16 protein-coding genes are annotated in these 20,903 nt (G+C 34.2%); 14 read left to right on the top strand and 2 right to left on the bottom strand.

What is annotated here, in order from left to right; translation table 11 throughout:
• Positions 1-2: 2 nt before the first annotated feature.
• Positions 3-3,080: a SusC/RagA family TonB-linked outer membrane protein gene (locus B0A66_RS18290; protein WP_089051297.1), complete on the bottom strand. Its 3,078-nt coding sequence runs from the start codon at positions 3,078-3,080 to the stop codon at positions 3-5.
• Positions 3,081-3,591: 511 nt separating this feature from the next.
• Between B0A66_RS18290 and B0A66_RS18285 the strand changes: the two genes are divergently transcribed.
• Positions 3,592-4,230, top strand: a complete 639-nt coding sequence (locus B0A66_RS18285) for a sugar-binding protein (RefSeq protein ID WP_089051296.1) — start codon at positions 3,592-3,594, stop codon at positions 4,228-4,230.
• Positions 4,231-4,261: 31 nt separating this feature from the next.
• On the opposite strand, the gene B0A66_RS18280 is transcribed toward B0A66_RS18285, so the two are convergent.
• Positions 4,262-5,302: a LacI family DNA-binding transcriptional regulator gene (locus tag B0A66_RS18280; RefSeq protein ID WP_089051295.1), complete on the bottom strand. Its 1,041-nt coding sequence runs from the start codon at positions 5,300-5,302 to the stop codon at positions 4,262-4,264.
• Between the two features lie 230 nt (positions 5,303-5,532).
• Here B0A66_RS18280 and B0A66_RS18275 point away from each other — a divergent pair, with 230 nt between their 5' ends.
• From B0A66_RS18275 to B0A66_RS18215, 13 genes are all read left to right on the top strand, one after another.
• Complete coding sequence (locus tag B0A66_RS18275) at positions 5,533-6,624, top strand: mevalonate kinase family protein (RefSeq protein ID WP_089051314.1); 1,092 nt, start codon at positions 5,533-5,535, stop codon at positions 6,622-6,624.
• Positions 6,625-6,631: 7 nt separating this feature from the next.
• Positions 6,632-7,507, top strand: coding sequence for a sugar phosphate nucleotidyltransferase (locus tag B0A66_RS18270; protein WP_089051294.1), 876 nt, complete (start codon positions 6,632-6,634; stop codon positions 7,505-7,507).
• 177 nt (positions 7,508-7,684) lie between these two features.
• A complete protein-coding gene (locus B0A66_RS18265) occupies positions 7,685-9,064 on the top strand; it encodes a sugar MFS transporter (RefSeq protein WP_165766649.1) in 1,380 nt (459 codons plus the stop codon).
• 29 nt (positions 9,065-9,093) lie between these two features.
• Positions 9,094-11,022, top strand: coding sequence for a glucosamine-6-phosphate deaminase (nagB, locus tag B0A66_RS18260; protein WP_089051313.1), 1,929 nt, complete (start codon positions 9,094-9,096; stop codon positions 11,020-11,022).
• A 201-nt stretch (positions 11,023-11,223) separates the two neighbouring features.
• The gene (locus tag B0A66_RS18255; RefSeq protein WP_089051312.1) at positions 11,224-11,454 is read left to right on the top strand and encodes a DUF3820 family protein; all 231 of its coding nucleotides are present in this window, start codon (positions 11,224-11,226) and stop codon (positions 11,452-11,454) included.
• A 105-nt stretch (positions 11,455-11,559) separates the two neighbouring features.
• Positions 11,560-11,952: an NfeD family protein gene (locus tag B0A66_RS18250; protein WP_089051292.1), complete on the top strand. Its 393-nt coding sequence runs from the start codon at positions 11,560-11,562 to the stop codon at positions 11,950-11,952.
• A 62-nt stretch (positions 11,953-12,014) separates the two neighbouring features.
• Positions 12,015-12,359, top strand: a complete 345-nt coding sequence (locus tag B0A66_RS23270; RefSeq protein ID WP_089051291.1) for a DUF2752 domain-containing protein — start codon at positions 12,015-12,017, stop codon at positions 12,357-12,359.
• A gap of 183 nt (positions 12,360-12,542) precedes the next feature.
• The gene (locus B0A66_RS18240) at positions 12,543-14,162 is read left to right on the top strand and encodes a CTP synthase (RefSeq protein ID WP_089051290.1); all 1,620 of its coding nucleotides are present in this window, start codon (positions 12,543-12,545) and stop codon (positions 14,160-14,162) included.
• 74 nt (positions 14,163-14,236) lie between these two features.
• On the top strand, positions 14,237-16,141 hold the full coding sequence (yidC, locus tag B0A66_RS18235) for a membrane protein insertase YidC (RefSeq protein WP_089051289.1): 1,905 nt from the start codon (positions 14,237-14,239) through the stop codon (positions 16,139-16,141).
• Between the two features lie 97 nt (positions 16,142-16,238).
• On the top strand, positions 16,239-16,958 hold the full coding sequence (locus B0A66_RS18230; RefSeq protein ID WP_089051311.1) for a toxin-antitoxin system YwqK family antitoxin: 720 nt from the start codon (positions 16,239-16,241) through the stop codon (positions 16,956-16,958).
• Between the two features lie 140 nt (positions 16,959-17,098).
• Complete coding sequence (gene mnmA, locus B0A66_RS18225) at positions 17,099-18,286, top strand: tRNA 2-thiouridine(34) synthase MnmA (protein WP_089051288.1); 1,188 nt, start codon at positions 17,099-17,101, stop codon at positions 18,284-18,286.
• A 44-nt stretch (positions 18,287-18,330) separates the two neighbouring features.
• Entirely contained in the window at positions 18,331-19,938 is a 1,608-nt protein-coding gene (locus tag B0A66_RS18220; RefSeq protein WP_089051287.1) for a S8 family serine peptidase, read from the top strand.
• 13 nt (positions 19,939-19,951) lie between these two features.
• A complete protein-coding gene (locus B0A66_RS18215; protein ID WP_089051286.1) occupies positions 19,952-20,896 on the top strand; it encodes an NAD(P)H-dependent flavin oxidoreductase in 945 nt (314 codons plus the stop codon).
• Positions 20,897-20,903: the final 7 nt, after the last annotated feature.

Genomic DNA, 20,903 nt, shown 5'->3' with positions numbered 1-20,903 from the left:
TTTTAAAGAGTAAAATTTAAACCTAATGCAAATCTGCGTGTTTGAGGATATACAGAAGTAGCAACTCCTGTTATTGTTCTGACACCGCTTTGATCGGACGGTGGTATCTCCGGATCAACACCTGAGAAATCTGTCAGCGTAAACAAATTTTCACCTGTTACAAAGATTCTAAGATTTGAAATGTTCAAATGTTCAATAGATAAGTTGTAACCTAGTGATATACTTCTGAATTTTAAATAAGAACCATCTTCTAAGAAACGGGTTGAAGCTTTATTAGAATTACTCGAGTTGTTGTAAATCGCTTGTGGGTGTGTAGCAATATCCCCGGGTTTTTCCCATCGGCTCCAGCCGCTTTGCAGGTTCATTTGGTTACGATCTGTATAAGCTCCGTCTGAATCGAATTCGGCACGGGCGTAATTATAAATTTTACCTCCCACAGAATAACTAAATGTAGCAGCAAAATCAAAGTTTTTGTAATTTAAAGTAGTCGTTAATCCTCCAAAATAAGAAGGTGTGTAAGCACCTGCAGCAACTTGATTTTTGGATGCGTCTCCATAACTTGATGTTTTAACACGTTCTCCGGTTGCAGCATCCGTTGTGTACCATTGTGGTTTACCATCATCAGGATTAACACCAGCCCATTCTGTAAGATACCAGGTATCTACATCTAATCCGGGTTTTAAAAGTTTAGAAGCCGAACCTGTCACACCACTGCCATCACTAACAATAATTTCTTGTTTTGCTCCGTAAAGGCTGGTTACTTTATTGGTGTTTAGCCCAATATTAGCATCAACATTCCATTTCCAGTTTTCAGTTTTAACGACATCTACATTTACAGAAGCTTCGAAACCTTTGTTGTTTACCGAACCCACATTTCGCCAGATATTCGTTACTCCAATTACTCCCGGTAAAGGCACTTGATACAATAATCCGGAAGTCTCTTTGTTGTAGTAATCTAAGGTTACATTAACTCGATTAAAAAAGCTCACATCAAGACCAACGCCTGTGGTAAAAGTTTTTTCCCAGCTTAAATCAGGATTTCCAATTTGCGAAATAAGAGCACCAGGGTTTTCATTATATCCGGAGTCGACAGAATATAAAGGTAAGTGTGGATATAAACTTGTTGGTCGGTTTCCTACCGAACCATAACTCGCTCTTAATTTTAAATTATTGATGTAATCTGCTTTAAAGAAGCTCTCTTTGTGAATATTCCATGCTCCGCTAATAGAAAAGAAGTTACCATATCGTGCATTTTCTCCAAAATTTGAAGCTCCGTCGCGACGTAATGAAAATTGTGCCATGTATCGGTCATCGTAACTATAGTTTAGATTAGAAAGCAAAGACTGAACAGCCCATTGCGATCTGTTGCCTCCAACTTTTTCAGGAACAGTAGCGGCATCGCCAACAATAAATCCCGGAGGTAAACCCGTTGCGATTCCCAGATTATTTCTGCCATTATATTCATTCCATTCGTAACCTGCGATCGCACTTATATTATGGGCATCAAAAGATTCGCTAAATTTAAAAAGTTGATTGGTATAGAATCGGTTCGATAAAGAATTCTCATCCTGAATTCTTCCTTTTACAGCCAATCCTTCAGATGATCTCGGATCTTTGTAGATCATCGAATTGTCATTTGAAAAGGTGTAATTATTCGTAGAGGTAAAGGATAGCCAGTGATTGAATTTTATATCAAAGTCGAAATTGCTTCGAACATTGTATTTCTCAGCTTCTGCGTAATTCCATTGTAAATCATACAAATAGTTAGAGCCGGTTGTATTTACCCAAGTCGGATTAGGTTGGTTTCCTACCAAAGTACCATCTTCACGATAAGGATTGTCCCAAGGCATATTAGCATACATCGCACTGATATCATGTTGTTTGTCTTTTGTTTCAATTCGTGTAATGTTTACCTGAGGACGTATTGTAAGCCATTCATTCACTTTATAACTGAATTTCAACAATAAATTGTAACGTGTGAAATCATATCCTTTTATTGCACCTGTTTCATCGTAAACACCTAGCGAAACATAACTTTTAAATACTTCACTACCTCCATTTACAGATAAATTAAAATCTCTTGCAATACCAGTTCTTGTCGCATTTTTCCACCAGTCGTAATTTTTGTTTCTTAATTCGGGATTCCACCACCATGCATTACTAAAATCTTGTTTGTTAGGAAAAGAATCATATAAATCATATAACTCTGTACCATTCATAATATCAAAATTGCCCGTATTTACAGTTGTAGCCGCAGTTTTAATAGAGGCATTGATGGTTGCTTTACCTGTTTTTCCGCTTTTCGTGGTTACAATGATTACACCATTTGCACCCTGAGAACCATAAACAGCAGTAGATGCAGCATCTTTAAGAACGGTCAACGTTTCAATATCAGCAGCATTCATATTGCCGGAGCTATTCCCTACAATTACACCATCGATAACCCAAAGAGGATCAGTACTTCCATTTACAGTAGTTTTTCCCCTAATCACAATTTTACCGGCATCTCCCGGTTTTCCGTTTCCGGAGCTTACATAAACACCCGTTGCTTTTCCGGATAATAAATTTTCTACTGATGGCGTAGTAACATCAATAAGCTTCTTATTGTCTATCGTTTGCAGGGCTCCCGTAAGACTTTCTTTTTTAACCTTGCTGTAACCTACTACGACAACTTCATCCATTTGTTCGCCAGCTTCTTTCATAGTAACTTTTAGCATGCTGTTTCCTGCCGGAACTTCCTGATCTTCCATTCCCATATAGGAAAAAACCAAAACAGTAGTAGCGTTTGGAACTTCTATGGCAAAATTCCCGTCCATATCAGTCTGAACTCCTTTTGAAGTACCTTTAATAATGATGTTCACACCAGGAATCGGATTTCCGCTTTCGTCAACAACAGTTCCTTTTGCCATGTTTTGAAAGAGTAGCAGATTGGTTTTACTTAATGAAACTACTTTTAAAGGCTCGGCAGCTGTCATTTGAAAACTTAATGACAATACTGAAAATAATGTTGCTTTTAAACTTATTTCAAATAAGGAAAGCAACCTTAAATTTCTAATTTTTTCTTTGAATACTTTTATCATATTCTTTTTGGTTTTGGTTAATAAATGAGCTTTTGATAGTTTTTGATTTTTTTAATTTTTCCCTCTTTTATTGCAGTTAAAAAGATTTGGATCAGTTAAAAAAGAATGAAAAAATCACTCTTAATTTTATACTGTCTGACGAAACTATAGATTATATTTTTATTAAACAAGAAAAATGGACAAAAATGTGCTCGAACACATAAAATTTATGTTCTCGAGCACATAAAATTATACAAAACACTTTTTTTGCTATAAATATTTGTTGTTATTACTAAATGTTGTCTGAATAAAATGAAATTAAATTTTGATGTTTTGACGGTAAAATCCTTTTTTAATGAAGTATGTGTTTTATTTTACAATATAAATGATAATTTGTTATTATATGTAATGTATTTTAAATAAAGTAAAAAACCGTTTTTTTAACCAATTTTGACTATGATTAGAGGTAAATTAGGCTTAATTTTATGGTTTTTTAGCCAGTAAAATTGTATAGCAAATTAAAGCCATAATTATGAAGGAGTATCAGGTAGTTTTAATTGATAAAAATATTAAAAGTGATAATAAAATAATAGCTAATTCTGTTTGGGAAAAAGCAAATTGTCTAACCGATTTTTGTTCTCCGTGGAATGATAATTTGTTTTCTAAAATTGAATTCAGAGCACTTTGGGATCTTGATAATTTATATTTTAATTTCAGAATTAAAAAATCAGATGTTTATATTGATAAAACAGATGATAGTTTCGACAGTATCTGCAATTCAGATAGAGTAGAGTTGTTTTTCAGAAGTAATGAATTGCTAAGTCCGTATTATTGTTTAGAAATAGATACCGAGGGTAGAATAATGGATTTTGAAGCGTATCCGGATTGGAATTTTGATTTTAACTGGAAGTGGTCTAAAGAAGATATTGAAGTAAGTACTTCAACATATGATGATGTTTTAGAAGTAGAAGGGCGTATTAGTATTGAATCTCTAAATGAGCTACAGCTAATTAAAAACGACACTATTGAAACAGGTGTATACAGAGCTAAATTTTCTAAAGCAGACAATGATCAGTATGTTCCAACCTGGATTTCATGGGTCAATCCAAATACAGAGAAACCAAATTTTCATATAGCATCTTCTTTTGGAAAGTTTATACTCATGAGATAATCAGAGCATAGAGAACAAAATCATGATTTAATTAAGCAATGTAAAAAGAAGCGTTTTCTGCATTGATGATATCTATAGGAAGCAAGATTGTTTCCGGAATGTCTTTTCGGAATAAAAAATGTTCCACTAAAGTACTGATTCCCAGATAAACTTGTCTTTTTTGATTTTGATGAATTAAAAAATGAACCAATCCTTCATTTAAAAAATTCACATTGTTTTCTACTAAATCATAACCAATAAGCGCAATCTTTCTGTCTTTTAAAGGAGATAGAAGAGATGCAATTTGATAGGCTTTAGATGTGGTAATAAAGATGCCTTTCAAATTTGGATTTTGTTCTAGAAATACTGCAAATTTAGTCTCGACATTGTGCTGTTTTAGCTTTAAAGTAGTTAAAGAAAAAGCGTTATTATTTTTTTCGTCAAAATAGTTTCTGAATCCTTTTTCTTTTTCCTGCATGTGAACAGCATTTTTTACACTTTCATCAATATGAATAATGGCAATTTGTCCATCAGTCAAAATCAGATTCATTAAACTTGCAGCTACACGGCCACTTTTATGTAAATCCTGACCAACAAAACCTTTAGTGATTTCACTTTCGATTTGATTGTTGAAAGTATTCACGACAATATTTGCTTCATTATATTCTTTTACTATTTCTAAAGTCTCTTTATGAAACAATGGTGCCAGTAAAACAGCATCTGGCTGGTCTTCTAAAATGATTGTATTGGACTCTAAAAAAGACTTGGTACTTTCAGGATTAAAGAAATGGGTCTGAATATTAATGTTGTACGCTTTAAACTCATTTACAGCATCGCGAATTCCATTTACGCAAGGTAACCAATATGGGTCAGTTTCCGGATCAGGCAGTAAAACAGCAATACGATAGATTTTAGTATTTTTTAAATTTCGGGCAATTAAGTTAGGTTCATAATTAATGACATTTAAAACCTCATTTATTTTTTCTAAAGCTGTAGGAGAGACTTTACCCCGATTGTGCAAAACCCTGTCTACAGTTCCCTTAGAAACTCCAGCCATTTTTGCAATATCCTTAATTGTGTACTTTTTATCCATTACTAGCAAATATAGAAACTTTACTTTAATAATTTAAAATTCGTACTTTAATCTTATAGTGTGCTCGAGAACACAATATTTATGTGTTCGAGCACATTTTTATTTTTTTTCTTGTTTTATAAAAATATTATCGATAGTTTCGTAATCAATAACCCCAATTTTGAAAGAGATTATTAATCAATTTGTATTGCAATTTATTGTTTTACAATATTTTATATTTTAAAAGTTACGTGAAAAAAATTATTTCATTAGCTCCGGGAAGAACATGTCTTTTTGGAGACCATCAGGATTATTTAGGATTGCCGGTTATTGCCTGTGCAATTGATAGAAATATAACTTTAACTGCAGTAGAAAATGACTCTAAAACGTTTGTGTTGAACATGATCGATATAAACGAAGTTCGTGTAATTGATATTAGTGCTACTTTCGAAACTTTAGAGCCACGAGATTATTTTGCTTCTTCGTTGCGTGTACTTCGCAGATATGGCTGTATACCAACAGAAGGTTATACCATAACAATTACAGGTAATATTCCAATAAATTCAGGAACGTCCAGTTCGTCTGCATTGCTAATGGCCTGGATTCGTTTTCTAATAGAAGCTTTTGGAATCAATCATGAAGTAACACCAGAATTTATCTCGAAATTAGGCTATGAATCTGAAGTGCTTGAACATGGAGAACCGGGCGGAATGATGGATCATTTTAGTATTGGTGTGGGTAATATTGTCCATATTAATACTAAGAAACCTTTTTCATTTACTATTGTTGGATCAGAATTAAAAGGTTTAATAACAGGTGTTTCCGGTGTTCCAAAAGAAACAATTGGATTGCTCGGGAACTTAAAAGGCAATGCTTTAATGGCTATTGATATTGTCAAGCAAAATTATCCGGATTTTGATCTAAATACATCAGAAGTAGAAGATATAGCACGTTATAAAAATTGTCTTCCGGACAGATTGATTCCGTTCTTTGAAGCAGCGCTTAAAAATTATCAGTATACAAAAGACGCTTTACAAGAATTTGAAAAACCAATTTTAAACCTTAAAAAAATTGGTGAATTAATGAATCAGCACCATCAGGTTTTGCGAGATCTTTTAAAAATTACAGTTCCCCGAATCGATGATATGATAAATGCTGCTCTTAAGGCAGGCGCTTACGGAGCTAAAATTGTAGGTTCCGGCGGAGGAGGAAGTATTGTTGTAATAGCGGATCCTGTAAATGAAGATTTAGTAATAGAAGCTATCTTAAAAGCAGGAGCTCAGGAGGCTTATGCAGTACGTGTAGATCCGGGAGTAAGAATTATCAAAAACATCAAAATTTAAAAAATATATGCACAACAATTTAGTTATTCTTGCGGGAGGAGCTTCTTCTCGTATGAAAAAAGAAGCTATTTCAAATAATCTGTCTGCGGAAGAAATTGCTCAGGCAAACCAAAGAAGTAAAGGTTTAATAGGAGTTGGATCAAGTGGAAGACCTCTATTGGATTATCTTTTGTTAAATGCAAAAAAAGCAGGATATAAAAACATCTACATTATTATAGGAGAGCAGGGAGAATTGTTTAAAGAGTTTTACGGAAATCAGGATCGAAATAATGACTTTAATAATCTTACGATTTCATTTGCAACACAATATATTCCGGCAGGAAGAGTAAAACCCTTTGGTACAGCAGACGCTTTGTTTCAGGCAGTAGAACAATTTCCGGAATTGAATCAGCAGGAATACTCCGTTTGTAACAGTGATAATTTATATTCGGCAGAAGCTTTGCTGGCACTTCGAAAAACTGAAAGTCCAAATGCTTTTATCAGTTATGATCGCGATGCTTTAGAATTTCCTTTGGAGCGAATTTCACGTTTTGCGATTGCAAAGCTGGATAAGAACAATCAATTGCAGGATATTTTAGAAAAGCCTTCTGCAGATGTTTTAGAAGATTATAAAGATGTGGAAGGGAAAATAAGAGTAAGTATGAATGCTTTTAAATTCAGTGGAAGCATGTTATATCCGCACCTTAAAAACTGTCCTGTTCATCCGGAAAGAGATGAAAAGGAATTGCCAACGGTACTTTTAAACACAGTAAAAGCTAATCCAAACACAACAATTGGGATTCCGTTTTCAGAGCATGTCCCGGATTTAACGGCGAAAGAAGACATTGCAGATGTCAAAGAATATCTTCGAAAACATTATCCGGTTCTGGACTGGGAAGTATAAAAATAAATTAACAAAAAATTTGTTGTCTAATATAGTGTTTGCTTCTGCAGATTACATTACTTTTGTATTGCAAAAAAAATGCAAAATAACGCATAAAAAATGCAAAAGCAATTTGGAAAGGTTACAGGTATGTTAGATTGAAATTGATAATCAATTAAAAATCAACTATAAAGTATTATGTCATATAATGAAAATGTTTTGCAAATAGAGAAAAGAAGTGCAATCATTCCGATGATTATACTAACGGCTTTGTTCTTTATTCTGGGTTTTGTTACCTGGTTAAACGGACCATTAATTCCTTTTTTTGAATTGGCTTGCGAATTAACTTCTTCTCAGGCTTATTTTGTGACTTTTGCTTTTTATATCGCTTATTTTGTAATGGCGATTCCGTCATCGTGGGTAATAGAAAAAGTGGGATATAAAAACGGAATTTCTTTAGGATTACTGATTATAGCTGCTGGTGCATTTGTATTTTATCCCGCCGCAGAAAGCCGCACCTTTATATTATTTCTGATCGCGCTTTTTGTCATGGGAACAGGTTTGGCAATTTTGCAAACAGCCTCTAATCCGTATGTTGTTGTGATTGGACCAAGAGAAAGTGCAGCAGCGAGAATAAGCGTATTGGGAATTGCAAATAAATTGGCAGGTTTTGTGGCGCCTATTGTATTAACGGCTTTGGTTTTATCAAACATGCAGGAGTTTACAGCCGATAAAATTGCAGTATTGGATGCTGCTTCAAAGTCAAATGCTTTAGATGCTCTTGCATTACAATTACAAAGACCTTATCTTTATATGGGATTGATTATTATGATCCTTGCGCTCTTAGTAAAGTTCTCTCCGCTACCGGAAATTGATTTGGATGAAGACGGCAACGTTAGTGATTTGAGCATTTTCAAGCAGGTAAAAAATGCATTCAAACGTCCACAGTTAGTTTTGGGGGTTATAACCTTAATGCTTTATCTGGCAGCTGAGGTTCTGGCGGGAGATTCTATCGGAGGATTTGGTAAACAGTTAGGAGTTTATGGTGATGATGGTAGTTTTTATTTAAAGTTAACTTCTTTTACCATGTCAGCAATGGTTGTAGGATATGTTTTAGGTATCACATTAATTCCTAAATATGTATCACAAGTTACTGCTTTAAAGATTTCAGGTTTATTGGGAATCATTTTAGTTGTACTTATTGTTGTGATTTCACCAACAATAATGATACAGTTGCCCGGAATTCCAAATTTGCCTTTAGTCATTCTTTTAGTTGCATTACTAGGTTTGGCAAATGCGCTTTGCTGGCCGGCTATTTGGCCTATGGCATTGGAAGATTTGGGTGGTTACACGAAAATTGGAAGTGCAATTCTAATTATGGGAATTATAGGAGGTGCAATTTTTCCATTGTTTTACGGAATGATTACCGAAAATATAAATGAAGCAAATATTCTAAACGGAACACAGGCAATTTCTAAAAGTGGAAATCAGATGGCCTACTTAATAGTATTACCTTCTTATTTGATGATTCTTTTTTATGCCGTAAAAGGGCATAAATACAGGAGTTGGAAAATTTGACAAACAGAACCCAAAAAAAACTATATATCATGTTAAAAAGTAAAATAGACAAAGCAACCGGATTCGAAAAACGTTTCGAAAAAATTAATACCGTTGTTTTTGAAAATTCAAATGATGCTTCTAAAGCTGTAGCGCAGGAAATTGCAGCTTTAATTCAGGCTAAGCAAAAAAGTAATGAACCTTGTATTTTAGGTTTGGCAACCGGATCTTCACCAAAAGGATTATATGCTGAATTGGTTCGCTTACATAAGGAAGAAGGATTGAGTTTTAAAAACGTAATTAGTTTTAATTTGGATGAATATTATCCAATGGAACCTAATTCAATCAACAGTTATGTTCGTTTTATGAAGGAACTTTTGTTTGATCATATTGATATTTTACCTGAAAACTTTCACGTTCCGGACGGTCTTTTAACAAAAGAGCAAATTGCAGATTACTGTGCCGATTATGAAGCTAAAATTGAAGCTTTAGGCGGAATCGATTTGCAAATTTTAGGAATTGGAGGAAACGGACATATTGGTTTTAATGAATCTGGTTCATTACAAAACTCTAAAACACGTTTAGTAGCTTTAGACCACATTACAAGAGTAGCTGCAAGTAAAGATTTCTTTGGTTTAAGCAATACGCCAAGAACAGCGATTACATTAGGAGTTAAAAAAATAATGGAAGCCAAGCAAGTTATCTTATTGGCTTGGGGTGAAGGAAAAGCAAACGTTATTAAAAAATCGGTAGAAGATGAAGTAACGAATCAAATTCCAGCGTCATTTTTACAGGAGCATAACAACGCTGTTTTTGTTATCGATAAAGAAGCGTCTTCAAAACTAACAAGAGTTAACAGACCTTGGTTGGTAGAAAAAGTAATCTGGACAGATAAATTAACTAGAAAAGCGGTTTTAGGATTGGCATTAGATCTTAAAAAACCAATTTTAATGCTTACTGATGCTGATTATATTGAGAATGGAATGAGTGATCTTTTAGCAGATTCTGGTCCGGCTTACGATATCAACATTAAAATTTTCAATAAATTACAACATACGATTACTGGATGGCCAGGCGGAAAACCAAATGCAGATGATTCCAATCGTCCGGAAAGAGCAGAACCGGCTAAGAAACGTGTTTTGATTTTTAGCCCGCATCCGGATGATGATATTATTAGCATGGGGGGAACTTTTATGCGTTTGCAGGAGCAAGGCCATGAAGTGCATGTTGCGTATCAGACTTCTGGAAATATTGCGGTTGCTGATGATGAAGCCTTACGTTTTGCCAGATTTGTGATCGATTATAATGAAAAATTTGGAATCAAAAGTCCTGAGGCAGATACGATTTATCACAAAGCACAGTCTTTTTTAACAAACAAAAAGAATAGCGAAATTGATATTCCGGAAGTACGTTACATAAAAGGAATTATTAGAAAAGGAGAAGCGAGAGCTACTAGTCATTTTGTTGGGTTAAACGATGATCAGATTCATTTTATGGAACTTCCGTTTTATGAAACAGGGACTATTGAGAAAAAACCAATTGGACAAGAAGATATTCAGTTAACGATTGATTTAATTGAAAAAATAAAGCCACATCAAATTTATGCAGCAGGAGATTTAGCAGATCCACACGGAACACATAAAGTATGTCTGGATGCTATTTTTGAAGCAGTAAAAGCTTTAAAACCAAAACCTTTTATGGATGATTGCTGGTTATGGTTGTACCGTGGAGCATGGCAGGAATGGGGAATTGATGAGGTTGAAATGGCTGTGCCAATGAGCCCGGATCAGGTTTTAGCAAAGCGTCATGGAATTTTCAAACATCAGTCACAAAAAGATGGTGTTGTTTTTCAGGGAACAGATGCCAGAGAATTTTGGCAAAGGGCAGAAGATAGAAACCGTGAAACTGCGGCTTTGTATCAACAACTTGGTTTAGCGACTTATGCGGCTGTCGAAGCTTTTGTGAGATGGCATTATTAATGAGGTTCTTAGATTCTTAGTTGCTAAGGTTCTAAGTTTTATGTTCGCCACCAATTCAGGAATTGTATTTAAAATAATTCAAGAATTCGTGGCGAAATCATTTAAATCTTTAGTTAGAAATAAAAAAATAGAATAGTTTTGCATTATAAAGAAGCGAGAAAGATAAAGAGTCTTTTCTTGCTTCTTTTTTTATATAAAGAAATGGAACCAGACAAAAAACTTCTAATAAAATTAGCACACACCAAAATGCCTTTCGGGAAATATGAAGGGCGTTTTTTAATTGATTTACCTGAGTATTATGTAGTTTGGTATCACAATAAAGGATTTCCAAAAGGAGAATTAGGGCAGCAATTGGCATTGGTTTACGAACTCAAATTAAATGGTCTGGAAGAGTTGATTCGTAACATTAAAAAGAAATATCCAAAGCCATAGAAATATAGGAAATCTCTTTTTATAAAATTGTTAATAACTTTGAGTAATTAGTACATGAGCGCATTTGTGTTTTTTTATTTTTGTAAAAAAATACATAAATTTTATATGGAGAATAATTTACAACAGTCAAGTGCAGGTCAAGGAATGGGAATTGCTGCTTTAGTTTTAGGAGTTTTAGCTGCGATTGCGGCATTTATTCCTTGCTTTGGTTTAATTGCAATTTTTTTCGGAGTTCTTGCAATAATTTTTGGAGCTATTGGTTTGTCTCAGGCAAAAAACGGAAACGCTTCAACTACAATGCCTAAAGCAGGTTTAATTTTGGGGATAGTTTCAACCGCATTTGTAATTATTTGGATGTTAGTAGTAGTTGGTAGTTTTGGATCAGCTATTATGTCTCAGAAAGATGAATTAACAAAATCGTTGGATTCTGTGAATGCAGAGTCAGCAAAATCTCTTGACTCTTTAGATGTTGAAGTAGTGACTGATACAGTACAATAAAATATCAATTCTGTTTTGTGAAAACAAGATCTTACGAAATTGATTCTTATAGAAAGATAAACATGATTTTTATTGCAATAATCATGTTTATCTTTTTTTATTGTTTTATAATAAAGTTCTTGAATTTCGGACTGCCTTCCTCTTGTGAGGGGCAACCTTTAATTTATTGTAAAAGCCGAGGTCTTACAAGGTCCTTTTCCGAAATATTACGGTTTAATTTTTCTCAGGCAATTTATTACAATCCTTATAGTATTAAAATATTCTTATTTTTCTTGGTTCAGTTGCTAGCTCGTTTTTTTGTCAACACAATCATTCGTTTGTCAAATTTTAAAATTATACTTAGGTTAGATGTCAGTATCACTATAATTTTTTTCATTTTTTCATTTTATAATTTGATACTTATTTAATAGGGTAAGGATAGAATCTTCAAAGAAAACTCTAATTAAAAGTTAAAATTATCGATAACTCAAACATGTAATGGTTCTAATTGTGAATTTGCAAATTATCTCAATCCGGAATACATAAATTGTCTAATTAAATTTGTACTTTTGCCAAGTTTTTTACACAACTACAATACAAACAACAACAGAATGAATCAAACAAAATATATTTTTGTTACAGGAGGTGTGACTTCTTCTTTAGGAAAAGGAATTATTGCGGCATCTTTAGCAAAATTGTTACAAGGAAGAGGATATCGTACAACTATTCAAAAATTTGATCCGTATATCAATGTGGATCCGGGTACTTTAAATCCGTACGAACATGGAGAATGTTATGTAACAGATGATGGTGCTGAAACAGACTTAGATTTAGGTCACTATGAGCGTTTCTTAAACGTTCCAACTTCTCAGGCAAATAACGTTACTACAGGAAGAGTATATCTTTCGGTTATTGAAAAAGAAAGAAGAGGAGAGTTTTTAGGAAAAACAGTTCAGGTTGTTCCTCATATTACAAATGAAATTAAAGAAAGAATGCAATTGCTGGGTAATTCCGGCGATTACGATATTGTAATTACTGAAATTGGTGGAACAGTTGGTGATATCGAATCACTTCCTTATATAGAATCTGTTCGTCAGTTAGTGTGGGAATTAGGAGAAAACAACGGAATTGTAATTCATTTAACATTAGTGCCATTTTTGGCTGCTGCGGGTGAATTAAAAACAAAACCGACACAACACTCTGTTAAAACATTAATGGAGAGCGGTATCAAAGCTGATATATTGGTTTGTAGAACTGAGCATGAATTATCTCAGGAGCTACGTCAAAAACTGGCTTTGTTTTGCAACGTTAAAAAAGAAGCAGTAATTCAGTCAATTGATGCTTCAACAATATATGAAGTTCCAAATTTAATGCTTGAAGAAGGATTAGATGTGGTTGCTTTAAAGAAATTAGATTTACCTAAAAAAGCAGCTCCGGATTTAAAAACCTGGAATACTTTTTTACGCAGATTAAAAAATCCAAAACAAACCGTAAACATTGGTTTGATTGGAAAATATGTAGAAATGCAGGATTGTTATAAATCTATATTAGAAGCTTTTATTCATGCAGGTGCTGCAAATGAAACGAAAGTTAATGTAATTTCTATTCACTCAGAACACATTAATATTGATAATGTAGAAGAGAAACTAGGAACACTTGATGGTGTTTTAGTTGCTCCTGGTTTTGGTGAAAGAGGTATTGAAGGAAAAATCGAAGCAGTACGTTTTGCACGTGAAAACAATATTCCATTTTTCGGAATTTGTTTAGGAATGCAAATGTCAGTAATCGAATATTCAAGAAATATTTTAGGTTATAAAGAAGCAAATTCTACAGAGATGAATGAGAATACCAAACATCCTGTGGTGAATTTGATGGAAGAACAAAAAACAATTACAGACAAAGGAGGGACAATGCGTCTTGGAGCCTGGAAATGTAATATTAAAGCAAATACGTTAGCGCATAAAATATACGGAGAAAAATCAATTTCTGAGCGTCACCGTCACCGTTATGAGTACAATAACAAATATGCTGAAGAATTAGAAAAAGCAGGATTAATTGCTTCAGGAGTAAATCCGGATACAGGTTTGGTAGAAATTGTAGAATTACAAAATCACCCGTTTTTTATTGGAGTACAATACCATCCTGAATATAAAAGTACAGTTGCAAACCCACATCCGATTTTCGTAAACTTTGTAGCTGCTGCAGTAAATAAGCATAAAAATAATAATTAATATTCTCCGAGATGTAACGTTTGGGATAATCCCGATACTTATAGCCTTTAACGAATAACTTTTTTAAAATTATAATGGAAGAAAAAAAATTAGACTTTAATTCAATCATTGGTTTTGTATTGATATTTGGAATTTTGATTTGGATAATGTTCCAGAATCAACCTTCTGACAAAGAAATTGCTGCTGAAAAAGCCAAGAAAGAATTAGTTGCAAAACAAGAAGCTCAGGCAAAAGCAAAAGACACTAAAACTGCTGCATTACCGGTTGCTGCGGCACCTGGCGATACATTGCAATTAGCGCAATTGCAAAAAACATTAGGTGGTTTTGCTTATTCAGCTACGCTTCCTTCTGCAAAAGAGTCTTTTACTACCATCGAAAATGAAAAGCTTAAATTAAGAATTGCGAACAAAGGTGGATACATCGTTGAAGCGACTCTTAAAGAATTCGAAAAAATTAAAAAAGGTTCTGGGCAATTAGTAGAGTTGATAAAAGACAACAATGCTAGTTTGAACATTCAATTGTTAACGACGGATAACAGAACGTTAAACTCTAAAGATTTATTTTTTGAGCCGACTTTAGCTAAAATTGGTGAAGATCAGATCCTGACAATGCGTTTGAAAGCAGGTGCAAACGAATTTTTAGAATACAAATACATTTTGAAACCAAACGATTATTTAGTTGGTTTTGATATTCGTTCACAAGGTTTAAATAAAGTTATAAGTTCTGCTAAACCATTAGATTTAGTTTGGGATCTTAAGACATTCAGAAACGAAAAAAGTGTAGCGTATGAAAACCGTTATACTCAAATTGATTATCAATATGGAGAAGAGAAGACTAATAATGTAAGTAACCACGGTCAGGGGAAAGAAGAAAAACCTGAAAAACTGAGTTATATTGCTTTTAAACAACATTTCTTTACTACTATTTTATCTACAGATAAGCCATTTGAAACTTCACATTTACAATCAGATGATTTAGTTTTAGATGAAAAAGTTGATACAATTGCAACTAAAAAGTTTAGAGCTACTGTTCCATTGGCATTTTCTAATGGTGAGATCGATTATAAAATGAGCTGGTATTTCGGACCATCAGATTATAAACTATTAAAATCTTACGATAAAAATTTCGAAAAAATCATTCCACTAGGTTGGGGAATTTTCGGATGGATTAACAAATTGATTTTTGTTCCTTTATTCGGATTCTTAGCTTCATTTATTCCTTATGGAATTGCGATTATCGTATTTACTATTTTAATTAAATTGGCTATGTCGCCAATTACCTATAAGTCATTCTTGTCTCAGGCTAAAATGAAAGTTTTGCGTCCTGAAATTACAGAGTTGGGTGAGAAATTCAAAAAAGACCCAATGAAGAAACAACAGGAAACAATGAAATTATACAACAAAGCGGGAGTAAACCCAATGGCAGGATGTATTCCGGCTTTGATTCAGCTTCCTTTTATGTATGCATCGTTTCAGTTTTTCCCTGCAGCTTTTGAGTTAAGACAAAAAAGTTTCCTTTGGGCAGACGATTTATCTTCTTTTGACTCCATTGCAAAATTGCCATTTAATATTCCGTTCTACGGAGATCATATTAGTTTGTTCCCAATTTTGGCAGCAGTTGCGATTTTCTTTTACATGAAAATGACTTCAGGAGATCAGCAAATGGCAGCACCACAACAAGAGGGGATGCCGGATATGGCAAAAATGATGAAAATCATGATTTACGTTTCACCGTTGATGATGTTAATTTTCTTCAACAGTTATGGTGCAGGTTTGAGTTTGTATAACTTTATCTCAAACTTAATTACAATTGGAATTATGTTTGTTATTAAAAACTACATCGTAGATAATGACAAAATTCACGCTCAGATTCAAGAGAATAAATTGAAAGAGCCTAAAAAACAAAGCAAGTTTCAGCAACGTCTTCAGGAAGTAATGGAGCAACAGGAAGCTGCTAAAAAACAAAACAAAAAGAAATAATATAAAGTAAAAGAATCTCGATTTATCGAGATTTTTTTATTTTTACAGATATACTTTTTCGAACACAATTTCGTTTAACATTTAAAATTAAATGTATATGATTCTTAAAAAACTACTATTTGGCTTAGCATTATTGAATGCCTTAATAAGCAATGCTCAAACTGATTCTAATAAGTTAGATGCCAGCGGGAAAAAAGATGGTCTTTGGAAAGGAACTTACGAAGTTTCTAAACGTCCTCGTTATGAAGGAACATTTAGTCATGGAAAAGAAGTGGGACTTTTTAAATTTTTTGATGATACCAAAAAAGGCGATGTAATTGCAACACGCGATTTTAGTGCAAATGACGGAAGTGCGTATACTATTTTTTACGATCAGAAAAAAAATATAGTTAGCGAAGGTAAAGTGGTAAATAAAAATTACGAAGGAGAGTGGAAATACTATCATAAAGCTTCTAAAGTATTAATGAGCGTAGAAAACTATAAAAATGGTAAGTTAGAAGGTGCAAAAACTATTTACTATCCAAACGCTAAAGTAGCAGAAGAAATGACGTATAAGGATGGTAAGAAAGAAGGCCCTTATAAAAAAACCGGTCAAAACGGAATTGTTCTGGAAGAAACTACTTTTGGAAATGACGAATACAATGGCGATGCTGTTTTTTACGATTCAGATGGTGTTGTGGCTTCTAAGGGTAAATTTTCTAAAGGTAAAAAAGTGGGAATATGGCAATTTTATCTAAGAGGAAAATTGACTAAAGAAGTAAATATGAGTGATCCTAAAAGTAATTATCAGTCAGATGCAAAGCCTAAAATGAAATAAAGAATTTTTTAAATTAAAACATAATTTTAGAAGGAATAGTTTTTATCTAACACGCTATTGCATAAACCAATCAAAACTACTGTAATTATCTGGAATTTTGAGTTATCTTTGCACCCTTGTAAAAATATAAAAGATTTAGAATGAAACGTGTAGTTGTTGGACTTTCCGGTGGAGTAGATTCGAGTGTTGCTGCTTATTTGCTGCAAAAACAAGGATACGAAGTTATTGGCCTTTTTATGAAAAACTGGCATGATGATTCTGTTACCATTTCTAACGAATGTCCTTGGTTAGAGGATAGTAACGATGCTTTGCTGGTAGCGGAAAAACTAGGAATACCGTTTCAGACTGTCGATCTGAGCGAACAATACAAAGAAAAGATTGTGGATTACATGTTCAACGAATACGAAAAAGGGAGAACTCCAAATCCTGACGTGCTTTGTAACCGTGAAATCAAATTTGATGTTTTCATGAAAATAGCTTTAAGTCTTGGTGCAGATTATGTAGCAACAGGACATTATTGTCAAAAAAGTGAAATCGAAGTAGATGGAAAACCAATGTACCAGTTAATTGCAGGTGCAGATACGAATAAAGATCAATCTTATTTTTTATGTCAGTTGTCGCAAGAACAGTTGGCAAAATCTCTTTTTCCTATTGGAGCTTTAACAAAACCGGAAGTGCGTGAAATCGCTGCTGAAATGGATTTGGTTACTGCAGAAAAGAAAGATTCTCAAGGCTTGTGTTTTATCGGGAAAGTACGTTTACCGGAATTTTTGCAACAAAAATTGCAGCCCAAAGATGGTAAAATTGTACAAATTGATAAAAATGATCCAATTTACAATATTGAAAAATCAAACAGTTTAGTCTCAGAAGAAGAACTTAAAATTGAGGCTAAAAAAAGAGATTACCTTCCCACAATGGGAAAAGTGGTGGGTAAACATCAGGGAGCTCATTATTTTACGGTAGGACAACGAAAAGGATTAAATGTAGGCGGAACGACAGATCCGTTATTTATTATCGCTACAGACGTTGAAACAAATACTATTTATACTGGTCTGACAAGTATGCATCCCGGTTTGTTTAAAAAAGCATTGTTTATAGAGCAATCAGAAGTACACTGGATTCGTACTGATAAAACATTAAAAGTTGGTGAAACAATGGACGTAATGGCGAGAATTCGTTACCGTCAGCCCTTGCAAAAAGCAACTTTACATCAGTTTGAGCATGGAATGTATGTTAGTTTTGAAGAGCCGCAGTCTGCTATTACAGAAGGTCAGTTTACAGCTTGGTATTTTGATAATGAATTAGTTGGTTCGGGAGTAATTTCTTAGCTTTATACTTTTTTACAAAGGTCTAACCTTAAAAAAGTAATTCTATGAAACACACTTTATGTTTTTTTTCATTGTTTTTTTCTTTGGCAATGTTTTCCCAGCAAGAAGATGCGTGGGTATATTTTAAAGACAAGCCAAACGCTCAGGTATTTTTAAACAATCCATTGCAGGTGCTTACGCAGCGTGCATTGGATCGGAGAGCCAATCAGAATATTGCTTTAAATACCACCGATGCTCCTTTAGAGACTTCTTATGTCGATCAGGTAAAGACAAGCGCAGGAATTACCATTATGGCAAAATCGAAGTGGATGAATGCGCTTCATATCAGAGGAACTCAATCTTCAATTGCGGCGCTGACCGCAAATAGTTTTGTAGATAAGGTGGTTTATGCCAACCGAAATTTAAATGCGTCTTCTACAAAATTTACTGTTTCTCCCGTCGAAAAAAAGAATGTAACAGCAAAGGTAAAAATAGACTATCCGTACGGAAATGGTGCAAATCAAATTCAGATGCTTAACGGACAAGTTTTACATCAGCAGAATTTTACCGGAGATGGTAAGGTGATTGCTGTTCTTGATGCGGGTTTTCCAGGCGTAAATACAGCACAGCCTTTTCAGAATTTAATCAATAATAACCGAATTTTAGGAGGTTATGATTTTGTTGCCCGAAGTGATAATTTCTACACAGGAAATAATCACGGAACTTTGGTGCTTTCAACAATGGGAGGGTACAAAGAAAATGCCTTAATTGGTACAGCACCTAATGCTTCTTACTATTTGTTTATTACAGAAGATGTGGTAAACGAAAATCCGGTAGAAGAATCGTACTGGGTTGAAGCGGCAGAGAAAGCAGACAGTTTAGGAGTTGACATCATTACAAGTTCATTAGGCTATTTTTCTTTTGATAATCCGAATTATAGTCATATTTACGGTGACATGAATGGCTCAACTAATTTTATTTCCAGAGGAGCAGAAATTGCTTTTAGTAAAGGAATTATTGTAGTAGCTTCTGCAGGAAATGAAGGAAATTCATCAGAACCACATATTGGAGCACCAGCAGATGCTGTTTCGGTAATTACAGTTGGAGCCGTTTCCGCTTCAAAAGTTAAAGCAGGTTTTAGTTCCATAGGACCAACTTCTGACAATCGTATAAAACCCGATGTCATGGCACAAGGAGCTCCATCAGCTGTTTCTAATACAGCAGGAACTATTACGACCTCAAACGGAACTTCATTTTCTTGTCCAATAATGGCCGGAATGATCGCTTGTTTGTGGCAAGCGCATCCCTCCAAAACAAATCAGGAAATTAGACAAATGATCTTGCAGTCTTCAGATCGATATACTAATCCGGATAATAATTACGGATATGGAATTCCAAATTTTGGAAATGCTCTTGGCGTTCAAAGTTTTGAAAATACAGCGACATTTACAGTACATCCAAATCCTGCGAAAACCAGTATTTCCTTTTCGTTTTCGGATTTAAATAGCCCTGCGTCAGTAATTATTTACTCTGTTTTGGGACAAAAAGTATTAGAGCAGCAAGTAACACTTGAAAATCAGGATGTGTCTATACAAGCCCTAAAAAGCGGACTTTACTTTTATAGTTTTGATGCTGATGGTTTACACAAAACAGGAAAGATTATCAAACAATAACAGTATTTTGTAAATGAATAGAATTACACAGCTTTTTGATGTAAAATATCCTATAATTCAAGGTGGAATGATCTGGAATAGCGGTTACAAACTAGCTTCAGCAGTTAGTAATGCCGATGGATTAGGACTTATTGGTGCAGGTTCAATGTATCCGGAAGTTTTAAGAGAACATATTCAGAAATGTAAAAAAGCAACAACAAAACCTTTTGGCGTAAATATTCCGATGTTATATCCTAACATAGAGGAAATTATGAATATCGTGGTTGAAGAAGGAGTTAAAATTGTTTTTACTTCGGCAGGAAATCCTAAAACGTGGACTTCATTTTTAAAGGAAAAAAGCATTACAGTTGTACATGTTGTAAGCAGCAGCGTTTTTGCATTAAAAGCACAAGAAGCTGGTGTTGATGCCGTTGTAGCAGAAGGTTTTGAAGCCGGAGGACACAATGGTCGTGAAGAAACCACAACACTCACGTTGATTCCGATGGTTAAAGAAAAAATTCAAATTCCAATTATAGCTGCAGGAGGTATTGCAACCGGAAGAGGTATGCTGGCAGCTATGATTTTGGGTGCAGACGGTGTGCAGGTTGGAAGCCGTTTTGCAGCCTCAGAAGAATCTTCTGCACACGATAATTTTAAAGCAAGTATAGTAGCGCTTAAAGAAGGTGGTACGCAATTAACATTGAAAGAATTAGCACCGGTACGATTGATTAAAAATAAATTTTTTGAGGACGTTCAGGCTTTATATCAAAAAGGTCCGTCAAAAGATGATTTGGTGCAACTTTTAGGCAGGGCAAGGGCAAAAAAAGGAATGTTTGAAGGTGATCTCGAAGAAGGAGAACTCGAAATTGGTCAGATAGCAGGATTAATTCATGAAATTTTGCCCGCCGAAAAAATTATTCAGGATATGATAGCTGAATTTGAAATTGCCATCAAAGAAAAAGCTACATTTGAATTCTAATTTTCTC

The sequence above is a fragment of the Flavobacterium hercynium genome (assembly GCF_002217285.1).
Taxonomy (GTDB): domain Bacteria; phylum Bacteroidota; class Bacteroidia; order Flavobacteriales; family Flavobacteriaceae; genus Flavobacterium; species Flavobacterium hercynium.
The sequence above is the reverse complement of the archived record's forward strand: the minus strand, read 5'-3'. Positions and strand labels throughout refer to the sequence as shown.

Excerpts from the sequence above, each read along its gene's own strand:
- B0A66_RS18290 (WP_089051297.1), bottom strand. The coding sequence starts at position 3,080 with ATGATAAAAGTATTCAAAGAAAAAATTAGAAATTTAAGGTTGCTTTCC.
- B0A66_RS18285 (WP_089051296.1), top strand. The coding sequence starts at position 3,592 with ATGAAGGAGTATCAGGTAGTTTTAATTGATAAAAATATTAAAAGTGAT.
- B0A66_RS18280 (WP_089051295.1), bottom strand. The coding sequence starts at position 5,302 with ATGGATAAAAAGTACACAATTAAGGATATTGCAAAAATGGCTGGAGTT.
- B0A66_RS18270 (WP_089051294.1), top strand. The coding sequence starts at position 6,632 with ATGCACAACAATTTAGTTATTCTTGCGGGAGGAGCTTCTTCTCGTATG.
- B0A66_RS18265 (WP_165766649.1), top strand. The coding sequence starts at position 7,685 with ATGTCATATAATGAAAATGTTTTGCAAATAGAGAAAAGAAGTGCAATC.
- nagB (WP_089051313.1), top strand. The coding sequence starts at position 9,094 with ATGTTAAAAAGTAAAATAGACAAAGCAACCGGATTCGAAAAACGTTTC.
- B0A66_RS18255 (WP_089051312.1), top strand. The coding sequence starts at position 11,224 with ATGGAACCAGACAAAAAACTTCTAATAAAATTAGCACACACCAAAATG.
- B0A66_RS18250 (WP_089051292.1), top strand. The coding sequence starts at position 11,560 with ATGGAGAATAATTTACAACAGTCAAGTGCAGGTCAAGGAATGGGAATT.
- B0A66_RS23270 (WP_089051291.1), top strand. The coding sequence starts at position 12,015 with ATGATTTTTATTGCAATAATCATGTTTATCTTTTTTTATTGTTTTATA.
- B0A66_RS18240 (WP_089051290.1), top strand. The coding sequence starts at position 12,543 with ATGAATCAAACAAAATATATTTTTGTTACAGGAGGTGTGACTTCTTCT.
- yidC (WP_089051289.1), top strand. The coding sequence starts at position 14,237 with ATGGAAGAAAAAAAATTAGACTTTAATTCAATCATTGGTTTTGTATTG.
- B0A66_RS18230 (WP_089051311.1), top strand. The coding sequence starts at position 16,239 with ATGATTCTTAAAAAACTACTATTTGGCTTAGCATTATTGAATGCCTTA.
- mnmA (WP_089051288.1), top strand. The coding sequence starts at position 17,099 with ATGAAACGTGTAGTTGTTGGACTTTCCGGTGGAGTAGATTCGAGTGTT.
- B0A66_RS18220 (WP_089051287.1), top strand. The coding sequence starts at position 18,331 with ATGAAACACACTTTATGTTTTTTTTCATTGTTTTTTTCTTTGGCAATG.
- B0A66_RS18215 (WP_089051286.1), top strand. The coding sequence starts at position 19,952 with ATGAATAGAATTACACAGCTTTTTGATGTAAAATATCCTATAATTCAA.